At 44.9% G+C, this 15,650-nt stretch carries 12 protein-coding genes; all 12 read right to left on the reverse strand.

Going from position 1 to position 15,650, the window contains the following annotated elements; translation table 11 throughout:
* Nucleotide 1 precedes the first annotated feature (1 nt).
* On the reverse strand, nt 2-2,029 hold the full coding sequence (fliD, locus tag AB6D06_RS05960) for a flagellar filament capping protein FliD (RefSeq protein WP_372110033.1): 2,028 nt from the start codon (nt 2,027-2,029) through the stop codon (nt 2-4).
* Nucleotides 2,030-2,051: 22 nt separating this feature from the next.
* Nucleotides 2,052-2,477: a flagellar protein FlaG gene (flaG, locus tag AB6D06_RS05965; RefSeq protein WP_017066380.1), complete on the reverse strand. Its 426-nt coding sequence runs from the start codon at nt 2,475-2,477 to the stop codon at nt 2,052-2,054.
* Between the two features lie 81 nt (nt 2,478-2,558).
* Nucleotides 2,559-3,689 carry a flagellin gene (locus AB6D06_RS05970; RefSeq protein WP_372099473.1) on the reverse strand — a complete coding sequence of 377 codons (1,131 nt, stop codon included), beginning with the start codon at nt 3,687-3,689 and terminating at the stop codon, nt 2,559-2,561.
* Nucleotides 3,690-4,446: 757 nt separating this feature from the next.
* A complete protein-coding gene (locus AB6D06_RS05975) occupies nt 4,447-5,580 on the reverse strand; it encodes a flagellin (RefSeq protein WP_120459687.1) in 1,134 nt (377 codons plus the stop codon).
* 648 nt (nt 5,581-6,228) lie between these two features.
* Nucleotides 6,229-7,365, reverse strand: a complete 1,137-nt coding sequence (locus AB6D06_RS05980; RefSeq protein WP_372099475.1) for a flagellin — start codon at nt 7,363-7,365, stop codon at nt 6,229-6,231.
* Nucleotides 7,366-7,783: 418 nt separating this feature from the next.
* A complete protein-coding gene (flgL, locus tag AB6D06_RS05985; RefSeq protein WP_017064129.1) occupies nt 7,784-8,974 on the reverse strand; it encodes a flagellar hook-associated protein FlgL in 1,191 nt (396 codons plus the stop codon).
* 10 nt (nt 8,975-8,984) lie between these two features.
* Nucleotides 8,985-10,865: a flagellar hook-associated protein FlgK gene (flgK, locus tag AB6D06_RS05990; RefSeq protein ID WP_372099477.1), complete on the reverse strand. Its 1,881-nt coding sequence runs from the start codon at nt 10,863-10,865 to the stop codon at nt 8,985-8,987.
* A 220-nt stretch (nt 10,866-11,085) separates the two neighbouring features.
* Nucleotides 11,086-12,003: a flagellar assembly peptidoglycan hydrolase FlgJ gene (flgJ, locus tag AB6D06_RS05995; RefSeq protein ID WP_017064131.1), complete on the reverse strand. Its 918-nt coding sequence runs from the start codon at nt 12,001-12,003 to the stop codon at nt 11,086-11,088.
* A gap of 10 nt (nt 12,004-12,013) precedes the next feature.
* Nucleotides 12,014-13,105, reverse strand: coding sequence for a flagellar basal body P-ring protein FlgI (locus tag AB6D06_RS06000; protein WP_017062257.1), 1,092 nt, complete (start codon nt 13,103-13,105; stop codon nt 12,014-12,016).
* A 94-nt stretch (nt 13,106-13,199) separates the two neighbouring features.
* Nucleotides 13,200-13,976, reverse strand: coding sequence for a flagellar basal body L-ring protein FlgH (flgH, locus tag AB6D06_RS06005; protein ID WP_004736181.1), 777 nt, complete (start codon nt 13,974-13,976; stop codon nt 13,200-13,202).
* Between the two features lie 88 nt (nt 13,977-14,064).
* Nucleotides 14,065-14,853, reverse strand: a complete 789-nt coding sequence (flgG, locus tag AB6D06_RS06010; protein ID WP_004736180.1) for a flagellar basal-body rod protein FlgG — start codon at nt 14,851-14,853, stop codon at nt 14,065-14,067.
* Nucleotides 14,854-14,874: 21 nt separating this feature from the next.
* The gene (gene flgF / locus AB6D06_RS06015) at nt 14,875-15,624 is read right to left on the reverse strand and encodes a flagellar basal-body rod protein FlgF (RefSeq protein WP_017095944.1); all 750 of its coding nucleotides are present in this window, start codon (nt 15,622-15,624) and stop codon (nt 14,875-14,877) included.
* Between the last annotated feature and the right edge of the window lie 26 nt (nt 15,625-15,650).

Here is a 15,650-nt window from a genome sequence, read left to right on the forward strand (position 1 = left end):
ATTAGCCCAACGCATTCATCATACTGCCCAGCTGAGATTGCATCTTACTGGTCGCATCTTGCATGGCTGTGAACTTAGAGTGGGTACGGCTCTCTAGGCTGTCCATGCGGCGGTCGAGCGCGCTTTGGTCATCAACCAAACGGTAGTTTTGCTCGACCAAGCTCTTTTCTCTAGTACGGATTGAACCCGTGATACCTGTGATACCTTGAATCGCATCTTCCACTTTTTTGGCGAAACCGTTGTTGCCACCAAAGAACTCACCCAACTTATCAAAGTTATTGTTGAGTTGACGGTCAAGCATATCGTAGTTGATTTCTAGCGAGCCTTGTCTTGTGGTGGTGATACCGAATTCAGTCAAAGACTTTAGATTGTCTGGCGCACCTTCGATACTTGATGAGAACACCCCTTTCAATCGGGAGTCGGCGTTACGCACTGTACTGTCACCAGAGAGCGGGCCTTTTTGACCAGTCGTTGGATCAACACCCGCGAGGTCTTTCGACACTTGATAGAACTGGTTATAAGAGCTCACAAAGGATTCGATATCTTGGCGAACACTGTTACGGTCGTACTCCACACCAATTTCTGCCGGCGGCTTATCTTTTGGCGTTTTTCCTTTCACCGTAATATCAATACCTTCAATGGCATCTTCAATCACATTGTTATTACTAGAGAGTTGAGCAACACCATCTAGGACAACCATAGAATCTTGGCCAGCCTGAACTTCAGTCATTCCACTATAGGTATCAAAAGATTGCTGTGCTTGTTCAAGATCTGCTTGCGCTTTATCGACCTTCTCTAAGAGATCGCGCTCTTCGGGTTCTAATTTGGCACGCTCAATTTTCTTGGCTTGCTCTGCGGTGAGTTCGCCTTTTTGAACTTTCTCAGCCAACTCCGCTTTTTCTTGTGAAATCTTCTCTTCGATACGCGCTTGCTCAGCCTCAAGCTTTTGTTGGGCTTCTTTCGGTGTCACGTAGGAATCCGTCAACGTACCTGAGGCAGCATTTGACCATCCCGGTACATCAGGTGCCTTCTCTATTGCTTTTTCATCAAGCTCAAGTTCTGGTGTATAGTAAGAGTCAAGAAGCGTACCAGAGGCAGTTTCCGTCCAACCTGGGATATTGTCTTCAGGCATGACAGATTTTGCCGCTTTAGCTGCATCAAGAGCTGCTTGGCCGTCGGCGGCGGCTTGTTCTCCGTAGCTAAGGCTTTGAGAGTCTTCGTCAGCAACGGAGGTAGAATCAGTTTGGGATGCAGGGATGACATTGCCATCTTTATCGAGTGTTTCATTCGCATTTGGGTCATCGCTAGCGATCACTTCATCGATGAGTTCAACGGCTTTTCCTGCAGGGGTTAGAGCTAGAATATCTTGAGCAGCAACGCGCGCTTTCTCTAGCGCTTTAACACGTTCTTCAAGCGTTTTGTATTCGAGTTTTTTTAAGGGATTGGCAGCATCTGACTCAACATTAATGTTGATCTGCTGATCTGAACCAGACTGGTTCGAGGCAATAATAAGTCTTGGACCTTCGACATCGTTGATAATAGATGCACGAACGCCTGGGTTGCTATCTGCACCGTTGATACCACGAACAACTTCGATAAGTCTCGATCTGTCGCCAACTTGCACGTCAAAGCTGTCATCACCAAGCGAAACCTGCAGCTTACCTGGGCCAAATTTCATGTCCTCTGACAGTACATCAGAAGCCACTTTATGGCTTTGGGCAAGCTGCAACACATCGATGGCATATTTGCCAGCGATCGCTTCGGTAGTCGCGGTTGCAGAGACAAGACCTTCATCGGTACTTTCGACTGTTCGCACAGCAAAAGCTTTTTCCTGACGAAAGTTTGTCATCAGATTTTTCATCGAATCAAGGGATTCTCTGAGTCTTCCATAGGCACTAATGCTGGTATCGATTCGCGTTCGTTCATTGTCGATTCGTTGCTGTTTAGGTACACGCTCCGAATCAACAATTTTGCTGACCATGGAATTGATATCCATGCCAGACGAAATCCCCATTGGGCCAAAACTCATTAAATCACCTCAATAATACGACTTAAACCTTCACCTCAAATATTCGACTATTCGAGTTTTGGGCTGCTAGGCGTCTTAGAATTTCAAGCATTTCTTCATCAGGGATCTGGCGAATAATATCACCGGTTGTGGTCTCATAAATGGTAACCACATCTCTCCCAGATTCTTCATCGACCTTAAAAGCCACACCTTTATTGAGAGAGGAGATAAACTCGTTTACCTTCTCCACCATTTTGACTCGCTCTTCATCATTTAACTCTTGTCTATGTTGAGCTAATTGAATCGCCGCTTCGGTAGCTTCCTCTTTCGATTTCTCTACCTTGTCATAAGATGTTGCTTCTTTTAGTCGCGAAAGACTCGACGCACTACTACCTTCATCGCTTGCAATTTTAATGCCATTAGGTGAGCCATAAGGCTGGATGTTCGATGCGTTGGATGATATTTCCATAACACTCTCCCTCCCTCCTTTATGAGCCAAACAGTAAAACTCTACCCAGAGTAGAGTTTACCGCTACTTACCGAGGTAAGTTTAGCCCAATAAGCTTAGAGCTGCTGATGGTGACTGTTTTGCTTGAGCTAGGATAGAAGTACTCGCCTGTTGTAGGATTTGAGACTTCGTCATAGCTGTTGTTTCTTTCGCGTAATCGGTATCTTTGATACGGCTCTTAGACGCATTAACGTTTTCGTTGATGTTGTCTAAGTTGCTGATTGCATGGTCAAAACGGTTTTGGAAAGCACCTAGAGAAGCACGTTGGCTATCAACAGATTTTAGAGCACCATCAATGATAGATACTGCTTCGTTTGCACCTGCAACAGAAGTTACGTCGATATCGTTAACGGTAACGTCTTTACCAGCACCGATACCTAGTTCGCCCGCAAGGCTGCCGCCAAACTCAACATCACCTTCAACTTTTTGGCTTGAAGCGAAAAGTTGCAGTTTACCGCCTTCACCCACAGACGCTTTAACGTCTTGGCTTTGACCATTGATGTAAGTTGCTAGCTCTTCGATATCGTTGCCTTCTTTAGCAGAGATAGATAGCTCTTGCGCTTCACCAAACTTATCGTTGTATTTGATTGTTAAATCAGCACCCGCACCTACACGCCAAGAAGCATCTTTGCCTTCTGTAACGCCGTAGCTCTTACCACCCATGTCTTGAGTGTCAGTACGCATGTTGCTCATAGATAGCATTACTGCTTCACCTGAGTCAGCACCGATTTGGAAAGATTGGCTGCCGTAAGTACCGTTCAGAAGCTTGTTACCACCAAAAGAGGTCGTTTCAGCGATACGGTTAAGTTCTTTGTTCAGAGCAGAGACTTCTTCTTGGATCGCAACACGTTCAGATTTGCTGTTTGAACCATTTGAAGATTGAAGAGAAAGGTCACGCATACGTTGCAGAATGTTGGTTGACTCATTCATTGCACCTTCAGCTGTCTGTGCAATAGAGATACCATCATTCGCGTTTTTCACAGCCATATCTAGGCCACGGCTTTGCGACGTTAAGCGGTTAGAGATTTGTAGGCCTGCAGCATCATCTTTTGCGCTATTGATTTTATAGCCAGAAGACAAACGCTCCATTGATTTTTGAGTACCTTCAGCCGCGCTATTCAGGTAGCGCTGAGCCGTCATTGCAGACACATTAGTGTTTACATTAATCGCCATAGTTGATCTCCTTTAGGCATTTTTTAATGCACTTATGTGACTCTCACCTCACACAAATACATGTCAATTTGTTTATGCACCAGTGTCTCTCTCACCTTACATTGGTACATATCATTTCTCTCAATCCCTTTAACGGCCCCTTAATTAGAAGCTTTAATAAAAAATGCGATTTTTTTCGTATTCTTTTCAACAACAAAGAAAAGTGTGATCAGGCTTCAATTAATAGAGCGGCATTCGCTAAAGTTTCGTATCCTCGCTCATTTATAAGTGTCGCCTTGCACATAAAAACCAAAGCCGATCCCTGATATCTCGTTCTACTCGATTCTGGGATGACGGTTAATTACCTCACTGGCTTATGGTTCACTCTTCATTCCTTACAGTGGTAGATAAGAACGAAACAAACTCCTTCCTCAAAAAACTAGATTCCTGATACCTCGTTCTACTCGATTCTGGAATGACGATTGAAAACTATTGTTTGAATCTGAGTAATTATTTACTCGATCTAACCTTGCCAAAGCAGCTATACAGTATCCACAACCCAACCCCGTCATTCCCTACAGTGAGGAACGAACGCGATAGGGAATCTCGCTTTTGCTCCTGCTTACCAACATTGCACTTTTTCAAATACACCTTCGCCAAATTGCAGGCAATAAAAAACCCAGCCGAAGCTGGGTCTGTTTAGCGCTCATCTCTCACCACGAGCTAATTTGTGGAAGCCTTGCGTCAACACTATTGGTCAACGTGGCTTTTTAATCGATTAACCTAGTAGGCTAAGTGCCGAGTTCGGCGCTTGCTTCGCTTGAGCAAGAATCGAGCTTGAAGCTTGAGAAAGGATCTGAGACTTAGTCATCTGAGTCGTTTCTTTCGCGAAATCGGTATCTTTAATACGGCTCTTAGATGCGTTAACGTTCTCGTTAATGTTGTCTAAGTTGCTGATAGCGTGGTCGAAACGGTTTTGGAAAGCACCCAATTCAGCACGGTGGCTGTCTACATACTTAAGTGCCGCATCGATAACAGCTACAGACTCTTGTGCGCCGCCAACTGATGTTACATCGATAGTGTCAACCGTTACGTCTTTACCTGCTTGAATACCTAACTCACCAGCAAGACCACCAGAGAAAGACACATCGCCGCTCACTTTGTTGTTGCCAGTGAACATTTGTAGCTTGCCGTCTTCAGTTACAGATGCTTTAACAGAATCTTGTTGACCGTTGATGTACGTTGCTAGCTCTTCAATGTCGTCACCCGCTTTTGCGCTGATGTCGATTTCTTGTGCTTGACCGAAGTTATCAGTAAACGACATTTTTAGGTCGTTAGAGCCTGATTGAACGTTCCAATCTTTATCTTTCGCGTTCTCAGTTTGGTAGCTCTTACCACCCATCTGAGCGTTATCAGAGCGCATGTCTTTCAGTTGAAGCATTACCGCTTCACCGTTGTCCGCACCGATTTGGAATGACTGAGTTCCGTAAGTGCCATTAATGAGTTTGTTACCACCGAAAGATGTGGTTTCTGCGATACGGTTAAGTTCATTGTTAAGCGCAGTTACTTCTTCTTGAATCGCTACACGCTCAGATTTTGAGTTTGAGCCGTTTGAAGACTGTAGAGACAAATCACGCATACGTTGCAGGATGTTCGTTGTCTCGTTCATTGCACCTTCAGCAGTTTGTGCAATAGAGATACCGTCGTTCGCGTTACGTACAGCAACATCAAGACCACGGCTCTGAACGTTCAAACGGTTCGAGATTTGTAGGCCCGCAGCGTCATCTTTTGCGCTGTTGATTTTTGAGCCAGAAGCTAGACGCTCCATTGATGTTTGTTGTGCGCTGTTTGCGTTGTTTAGGTAACGTTGCGCTGTCATCGCTGAAACGTTTGTATTTACATTCACTGCCATGGTGATTTCTCCAATTGATTTTCCGGTATAGCGGTTTCCGACGTCTCGGAAAACCAAGTAGTTCTCTCAAAGTTACTTTTAATAACGGCGCGAAAATCAGAAGCTTTAGAAAAACTTTCAAAAAACCACAAAAAAAATATTAATCTAATATTTATCAACAACTTAATTTTCATCATTTTCTAATACAGCGATAGATTTCAATTGGAAAAAGATCTTAATCTGTTCAGAAAGCGTACGAACCGCCGTCTAAATGGCTCAAGGTCGAGAAATGATCAATCGCCAAAGATCTCTGACTTACGCAAATCTTGTGTAATAGATGACATTATTTATCGTGATGAAGAACAGTCAAATAGAGATTTGAAAAAGGTAGAGCGAGAAAATTCGCAGGAAAGTAAATAGCAAAAACAAGAAATACAGAAAGGAAAAAGCCCCTTTTCCTTTGAGAGAACCGGGGCTAGTTGGCGCGTCAGAGCCTGTGTGGAGATCATCGAGAAATGAACACATTTCCGACTTGCCGTTGCATTCTTACTGTAAAAATGGATAGCAGGTGAGAGATGAGAGAGCTAAACACTCAATAGTAAGTATGCTTGCCAGTTTCCCTTGCTGCATGGCTCACGTCTGAACACGAGCAGCGAGTTCAACCAATAACTATTGCAATAGTGACATCGCAGAGTTAGGCAACTGTTTCGCTTGAGCAAGTATCGAAGTACCTGCTTGTTGCAGAATTTGTGATTTGGTCATTTGCGTCGTCTCTTTCGCAAAGTCCGTATCTTTGATTCGGCTGTTTGAAGCGTCTACGTTCTCTTGTACGTTTGCCAAGTTATTAATACTGTGGCTTAGACGGTTCTGTTTAGCACCCAAATCAGCACGCTGTGAATCTACATACTTCATTGCAGAATCAATCACGCTGATTGCGTTTTGTGAACCTGCAACGCTAGTCAGGCTGATATCTTGAACCGATGTTGCACGGCCTTCACTCTTAATACCTAGCTCAGATGCTAGGCCACCAGAGATCGACATTGCACCTTCAAGGTCAGGTTCAGCAACGAACAGTTGAATGCGACCATCATCAGTAACCGATGCGTTCACAAGATCAGACTGACCATTAATGTAAGTCGCAAGCTCTTCGATATCATCGCCCGCTTTGGTATTGATATCTAAAACGATGTCTTCACCCGCTTTGGTTTTGAATTCGAACTTAAGATCGCTCGCTGTTGGCGGCACTTCCCAGTTCTTATCTTTCGCGTTTTCTGAATCGAACGTAGTACCACCCATACGGTAGTCATCTGCACGGATACTTGTCAGAGCCATGATCATTGCTTCACCAGAGTTAGAACCGATCTGGAATGAAGCTTCACCGAATGAACCGTTCAGTAGACGACGACCACCAAACGATGTGGTTTCCGCAATACGGTTAAGCTCATCTTGAAGTGCCATTGACTCTTCGTTCAGTGCAGTACGCTCTGCCGGCGAGTTAGTGCCGTTTGATGATTGAATCGCTAGATCACGCATACGTTGTAGTACGTTAGTCGATTCGTTCATCGCACCTTCTGCTGTTTGAGCAATCGAAATACCGTCGTTGGCATTACGCATTGCCACATCAAGACCACGAGACTGAGCGGTTAGACGGTTCGAGATTTGCAGACCTGCCGCATCATCTTTCGCGCTGTTGATCTTGTGACCAGATGACAAACGCTCCATAGAAGTCGCTAAATCATTAGATGCTTTATTCAGGTAACGCTGTGCTGTCATAGCAGATACGTTAGTGCTTACATTGATAGCCATTTTGCTCTCCTTATGAGTTCGCAAAGTTTCTGCGAAGCGGCCAGCTTTACTCTCATATGGATAAGCACTGACCGTGTATTACTCGATAAACCCTATACAAGGTTTAAGATCTGTATTAATCATTTATAACCAACACAGATACAAGTTGTATGCCAAGTTTAATATCATATAAATAATTTTTTAATTATCTAAAAATCAGAAGCTTACAAACAACACTGCGCAATTATGATTTTCTACTATTAGAAGATGAAAAACATTCACCTTCCTTATTGCCGTTTTTTGCCGCTATTCTAGAAACATCATGCTTCGTACAAAAAAGCGGCAAACTGTGGCGTCATTCGCACGTATGGCATAGCACATACGGCAAGGAATCAACGCCATGGTGATCGACAAGCCACCATTAAATACCGATTGATCATTAAATATAGTTAAACAAGGTCAGGTCTTTGGTTTTGCCAAACGCTTGTTGAGAAGCTTGTAGTGCTCGAGAGTTTTCATTGAACTCAATGATCGCTTTCGAGTAATCCAAGTCTTCAAAGTTGCTTTTTGCTTTTGCTAAAGACAACTTGAAATCTTCATGTTGTTGCTCTTGAATATCCAAAGTACTCAAGCGTGCACCAACATCGGTTCTTGCCTTGGTCAAATGGATAAACGCAGCGTGGAACTCTTCAGTTACTTGGTGCAGTTTCGCTGTTGCTGATGCATCCGATACCGGGTTTTCAGCCTGCTCAGCAGCCTCTTTGAACGTATCAAAGATAGAGAAAGTCTCTCGTGGTTCTAAGGTGATCGAATCACCTTTAGTGATTTGGCCTTTGATTTGAATATTCAGCCCTTCATAAACAATGCCTGTCGAAGGATCAAAATCTTCTGCCGCAACCACTGCGCCGTCTTTTTCAAGCTGATAAGCGAAATTGCCCGTCTGCATGTCGACAAACGTCACTTTATAAGTAGACCCATCTTCATCGCTGTTGGTCGCACGCCCGAGCAATAACTCAGACGCAGGTTCAAGCTCGTACTGAGGTTCGTAGTCACCGAACGGGTTGTCTATTTCCATAAACATCTTGCTGCCCGGATCATTCATTGCCATTTCAAAGCTGCTTGCCACACGCATCTTGCGTTGGTAGTCATCACCTTGATATGTCACATTCCCTTCGTTATCTCGAAAGAAAGGCTGATTTTTCGGCTTAGTGCCTGCAAACGTGTAGTTACCCGACTCATCTTGAGAGTTGGCTAAATGCAGGAAGTTATTCGCCAGTTCTTGAATTTCACGCTTCTTAGCTAAACGGTCTTCCGGAGAAAGCGCACCGTTGATCATTTCCATCACGGTTCGTTTTGCTTCATCAGCAAAGCCTTCAGTGTTAGAAACCAATACTTCATGATGCTCAAGACGGTTTCTGACTAGAGTAATCGCATCGACATACTGTTTAAGCTGTTCTGACTGCTGACCAATGTTCTGTAAATAGTGCGTCGCTAATGGGTCATCACTTGGCGACTGTAACTTCTTACCCGAAGCAAGTTGTGCTTGGTTGTGATGCACCTTGTTCTCTTGACGGCGCAAGTCGTTTTGTACTGACTGATAATTATGGAAGCTAGAGATACGATTCAACATTTATACCTTCCTATCTCAGAGCCAAAATAGTGTTAAACGTATCGTTGGCTGCTTGCATGATACGTGAAGAAGCCATATACGCTTGCTGAAATTTCATCATGTTTGCCGCTTCTTCATCGAGGTTTACTCCCGAGATAGAAGCAATACGTTCTTGAGCCGACTGTTTTTCTAATGTCGCAATATCACTCAGGCGATTTGCCGTTGAAGACTTCAAGCCCGTATTAGTATTCAAGTTGTGGTAAAGGTCTAAAATCGTAGACTCACCATCATTCAACAGCTTTCCTGTTTGAAGATCTTGTAGCTTACGCAGGTTACCGTTGTCACCTTCTGATGGGACAAGGTTTGCCGTAAACTTATCATTTGCCACCGCACCGGGTGTGAGCTCAAACGTTGTACCGTTGATGGTCACTGGCCCTTGTGGCGGATACGGTTGAGGCTGCATTAAAATGTTACCCTTCGGATCCGTCACAGCAAACTGCTCACCTTTTGGTGAGACAATCACTTCAAACTCACGCAGTTGACCTGCTTCTAGGATTTTAAATCCCGCTGTACCCTTGGCAAACGTGGTCGATGCCTCATAACTTTGCGCAGCAATGTCTTTCGGGTCTTGGGTTTCCATATGAATCTGCGCAGCAAAATTACGCGTTGGACGCAGTAACAGTTTATCTCCTAGTTCAGGAGGGTTACGTACTTCCACTCGCATGCCATCAAGATAAAAAGCACTACCGCTAGAGTCGGTCGCCATCTTAACGGTCTCACCGTTCGGCTTAGTCACGACATAATCACTGCCATCGTATTTCAGTCCATACTCACCGCCTTTTAAGGCAGAAGTATCATCAATGTATACCGCAACATCGGCTTTCGATTGCCCGCTAGCCGTGACACGAGATTTTGCCACCAGCTCTGAGTTCACGTCGGTAAACAAGTCCTTACCTACGTTGCCGTTAAGATCCAAACCTTGTTCTTGAAGACTATTGACCTCATATGAAAACGCGGTCGCCAAACGACCAAGCTCATCCATGATTGCTGGGATATGTTCGTCACGCATGTCTAGCATGGCGCCGATTTTTCCGTCGATATCACTGCTGGTGATCGGTTTTAAAGACTTACCTTCAACAATCGCTAGGCGGCGCTGATGTGCATCGGGTAAGCCATCAACCATCTTCAGCTGACTCGCTTCACTACCAGAGACCAAGGTATGGCCATTACCAATATGGACATTAAACCCTTCGGCATTTGAGCGTGGTGTCACCGTAACTTTGGTGTAACCAGAAAGCTCATTAATCAACTTTTCATGCTGATCTCGTAGGTCATTATGAGGCCCAGGAGTTCGCATCATTAAACGCTGAACATCACGGATCTCGTACGCAAGTTGGTTAACTCGCTCGATACCCATATCTAATTTTTTATTCGTAGAATCAGACTGTTGACGAACTGTTTCATGAAATTCATTCAAGGTTTTAGTTACAAGCCCTGCTTTCTCTAACACGACCTTACGCGCACCCACATCATTTGGGGTATCGGCGAGAGTCTTAACGGAATCAAACCATTCGTTGAGGTTTTCTGGAATCTTCTTTGAAGCGACCGACGACAACATGCTCGACAGCATATCGAGGTTGGCTTCGGTATCGCCTTTGTTGGCGGCATTGGTTGTCGATAAGTTAAGTTCTTTGACGGCAAACTGATCCCAAGAGCGGCGAACATTTTCCACATGTACACCCATACCGTAGGATTGCCCACCGTACTGGCGCGGGTCATTCACACCTTGAATCACAGACTGGCGGCTATAGCCCTCTGTGTTAGCGTTAGAAATGTTATGACCTGTGGTGTTGAGCTGTCTCTGAGCCGTAAGAACACTTTGTGCCCCTACATTCAGAAGATCCGACGCCATAATGCCCCCAAAAAACTTAACAAAACCAGAATGAACTGATTAACTACAACCGTATATTACTAAGATAAATGCAATATGTGTGCCAACACAAACAATAGGAAATTAAAAGACGATAATTTATTGAAGTGTAAGGAGATAACTATGGATTACGCGTAAAAACTGAAGGGGCGGAGAAGAAAAGAGCCTGCCAGTAGCAAGCTCTCTATGTTGATTTATGACGCTAGTTCATCTCATCAATCTTGGCTTTAACTCGTAAAACCTTGTCTGCATAGTTAGGGTCAGTTGCGTAACCAGCCTGATGAATACCTTTGATGAAATTCTCTGAATTGCCTTGATGCTGTAGCGCCGTTTCGTATCTTGGATTTTCGTTCAAGAACTTCACGTAATCATTAAAGCTATCTTCGAAATTAGAGTAAGAACGGAAGGAAGCTGACTCTTTAACGGCGGTTTTGCCATGGAACTCAAGAGTTTGAGTCGCGACCTTATCGCCCTTCCAACTTCTATCTGCTTTGATGTTAAATAAGTTATTGCTGTTGCCCAAAGAGTTCTTAACCATTTTAGACCCCCAACCCGTTTCAAGGGCAGCTTGTGCCAATAGAAGAGACGAGTCCACACCAAGCGCACTTGCCGCTTTTTCCGCGTAAGGCTTCATTGAGGTCACAAACGATTCTGGAGAATCAAAGGATACTGGCTGTTTTGCTGCTTGCGCAGGTTGAACGTCTGACGCTCGCTCTTCCGAACGGCCTGAATATTGCGGTCTTTGCAATGAAGCATCAAAGCCTTCACTGCGAACCTTCTCTTCAGACGTATCGCTTGCTTGGCCAGCGCTTAGTTGAGCCACGATCATATCTGCAAGACCTAATGAACCTGAAGCGCTTAACTCACTCGCCATTTGGTCATCTTGCATCTGACGATAGAACTGCTCGTTCTGGCTGTTCAACATATCCGACTTAAAGCTCGAGTTAGCATCGCGCATTGACTTAAACAACATCGAGGTGAAAATCGATTCAAACTGTTTTGCCGCCGCGGTTAATGCTTCTTTCTCGCTACCTTCTTCACCGTTTACCGCTTGTTGACGAAGACGGTCTAAACTACCGATGTCGTGAATAAAGCCGATGTCATTGTTATTCTTAATCATGCTTTATTCCTTAGATAATGATCAATTGGCCTTCAATCGCACCCGCTTGTTTCAGTGCTTGAAGGATTGCCATTAAATCAGAAGGTGCAGCGCCCACTTCATTGACTGCGCGTACCAAATCGTCCAGCGTTAGGCCAGGTTCAAATTTGAACATCTTACCATCGCCTTCCGTGATTTCGATATCAGAATCAGGGACCACTACCGTTTGGCCACCAGAGAATGCATTCGGTTGGCTTACGTTTAGATTTTCTTTAATTGCAACCGTCATACCACCGTGGGTGACCGCCGCCGCTTTTAGGCGAACGTGCTTACCAACCACAATCGTACCTGTACGAGAGTTGACGATGATTTTTGCAGAGCCTTCAGCAGGGTCGAACTCGATGTTTTCGATAGCCGACAAGAATGCTACACGCTGGCTGATTTCACGCGGTGCACGAACTTTTACTGAAGTTGCGTCTACCGCTGAAGCCATTTGTGGGCCTAGGAAATTATTAACCGCATCAGCCATACGCTGAGCCGTTGTGAAATCTGATTGGATTAGGTTGAAGGTGATGTAGTCACCACGACCGAATGGCGTTGGGATCTCTTGTTCAACCGTCGCACCGCTAGAGATGATACCAACGTTAGGGTTGTTACCGACAATCTTAGAACCGTCGTTACCTTGTGCACTAAAGCCACTTACCACCAAGTTACCCTGCGCGACCGCATACACTTGACCGTCTAGACCTTTCAAGAAGGTCTGTAGCAAGGTACCACCACGAAGGCTTTTTGCTGAACCGATAGAAGAAACGGTTACGTCAACTTCTTGGCCTTGCTTAGAGAATGCTGGCAGTTCAGCAGTCACAATAACAGCCGCGACGTTTTTGGTTTTTGGCTTAGTGCCGGGCGGCAATTGGATGCCAAAATTTTGCAGCATTGCGTTAAATGTTTGATCGGTAAAGGGAGTTGTCTCACCAGTACCCGGCAAGCCCGTGACCAAACCATAACCTACAAGTTGGTTACTACGAACACCCGCCACTTTTGCCACGTCTTTGATTCGCGCAGCATGGGCACTGGTGGCAAGAAATAGCATGCCGAATAGTACGAGTGTCAGTTTTTTCATTGAGTAACCTGTCTGTATTGCTTTAATTTATAATAGCTTAGCTAAATGTGGCTGAGTGATAGAGGCTGTCAGTATGTCGTCGTCCTATCAAGCTCTACAGAGATACATTAAAGAATCGTGCCAAGAATCCAGGCTCTTGCATATCTTTCTGTACGCCAGTCCCTGAATACTGAATTCGTGCGTTAGAAACACGGTTTGAAGCGATGGTATTTTCGAAGTCTATATCATCAGGACGGATGGTGCCGCTTAGGCGGATGTACTCATCGCCCGTATTCAGTGTCATCCACTTTTCGCCACGAACGACTAGGTTACCATTGGCTAATACTTCGATAACTTCAACGGTAATGTAACCGCTGATGCTGTTACTTTGGTTGGCTGACGCATCACCCGCAAAGGTGTTGGTGTTGCTCAGATCATAAGAAAAGTTGTACTTGTCGATAGTCAGCTCTTGACCACCAACTGCCAGCGGCTCCATCGATGCATCGTTCGACTTAGACATGTCTGCGTTGGCTTTCTTGGTCGCTCGAGTATTCTCGTCTAACGCCACGGTAATGATGTCACCAATGCCACGAGGTTTTGAGTCGTCATACATGCTGCCAATGTGATTAACATTGAACAGTGAGCCCGTTGCTGCTGCGTAGTGTTCTGGTTTTTCTTTTGGATTGATTGGCGCCCATGCTGGGTCACCGGCAACTGGATCGGTTCGACCACGAAGTGTATCAATAATGCCAGAGCTCTCTTGAGCCGACTTATCACCTTCCACGGCATCAACCACTGTGGTTGCGTTTTCTTCTGCCGGAGTCTCAATAGGATCCAAGACAGAACACCCCGTCATAGACATAAACAGAGCTAAACAAAAAATACGTTTCATGGCGATATACTCTCAGCAGGCAATGGTAAATGGATCAATTAGCAAAAACAGATCTATTAATTAAAAAAGTAAACGGCAAATAAACCAATTACAGCTGTTGGTTAACAAAACTCATCATCTTGTCTACCGACGAGATAACTTTCGAGTTCATTTCGTAAACACGTTGAGCTTCAATCATATTAACCAGCTCTTCGGTGACGTTGACGTTCGATGTTTCTAGCATCGACTGACGAATATTACCTAAGCCATCAAAGCCAGGAACCCCCTCTTGCGGATCGCCACTAGCACCGGTTGGTAAGTAAAGGTTTTGACCTACAGGCTCCAAACCACCTGGGTTTACGAAGTCAGTGATGGTGATTTGGCCAACCACGACGTTGTTTTGCTCACCACGTAGACGTACTGATACTTCACCGTCGTTACCAACAGTTACCGAAATCGCATCTTCAGGAATCACGATTTCTGGTTGCAGAGCATAACCTTGACCTGATGTAACGATCGCGCCGTCACCGTTCAGAGTGAACTGACCATTTCGGCTGTAACCTGTTTCACCGTCTGGCATTTCAACTTGGAAGAAGCCGTCGCCTTCAATCATCATATCTAAGCTGTTCGACGTTGTTTGCGCGTTACCGTGAGTGTGCACTTTTTGAGTTGCGACTACTTTTGAACCTGCACCTAACATCAAGCCACTAGGCAGCTCAGTATTTTGAGACGATTGGCCACCTGGCTGGTTGATATTCTGATAGAACAGATCTTCAAATACCGCACGGCTCTTTTTAAAACCAATGGTCGAGGCGTTGGCAAGGTTGTTCGAAATTGTTGATATATTGGTTTGTTGTGCGTCTAAACCTGTTTTACTTACCCATAATGCTGGATGCATAGTAAATTCCTTTAAATTCTATTAGCTCATACGAAGCAGTGAATCAGACGACTTGTCCATTTCCTCTGCCGTGCTCATCATCTTGACCTGCATTTCAAACTGACGTTGTAAGTCAATTAGGCTGGTCATTTCACCTACAGCATTTACGTTACTGCCTTCGATAGCACCTTTAAGCAACGTTACCGCTGCATCCGCTTCGTATGCCTGATCTGGGTTTTTCGAACGGAATAGACCATTCGTATCTTTAAACAAACTTTGGTTGTCTGGGCGTACAAGTTTGATACGGTCGACAATCGCTAATTCTTCAGCTGGAGCGCCTTGAGGAATCACCGAAATCGTACCATCTGTACCAATTTCTACTTTGCTGACTGGGATTGGGAGCGTGATTGGCGCGTCATTCTCACCTAACACCAAGTGACCGCTTGCGTTGGTTAACAAACCGTTTTGGTCTACCTTTAGATTACCATTACGCGTTAAACCTTCACGGCCTGTGTTATCCATCACTGAAATCCAACCATCACCTTGAATAGTGACATCAAGATCTCGGCCAGTGGTGACCACACTACCTTGTGCGAAATTATGACCCGGACGTTCTGTCATGCTGAAAACACGAGTAGGCATGCCTTCACCGTACGCTTGCATTGAACGTGCTTGTGCTAAATCAGCACGGAAACCCGTTGTACTTACGTTGGCAAGGTTGTTAGCACGTAGCTGCAAAGCTTGCATATTTTGCTTAGCGCCACTCATGGCAAGAAACAGTGCACGATCCATAATTTTGCTCCAAAAAATCATCTTCT

Source organism: Vibrio sp. 10N.239.311.G01 (genome assembly GCF_041465805.1).
GTDB classification, from domain to species: domain Bacteria; phylum Pseudomonadota; class Gammaproteobacteria; order Enterobacterales; family Vibrionaceae; genus Vibrio; species Vibrio crassostreae_C.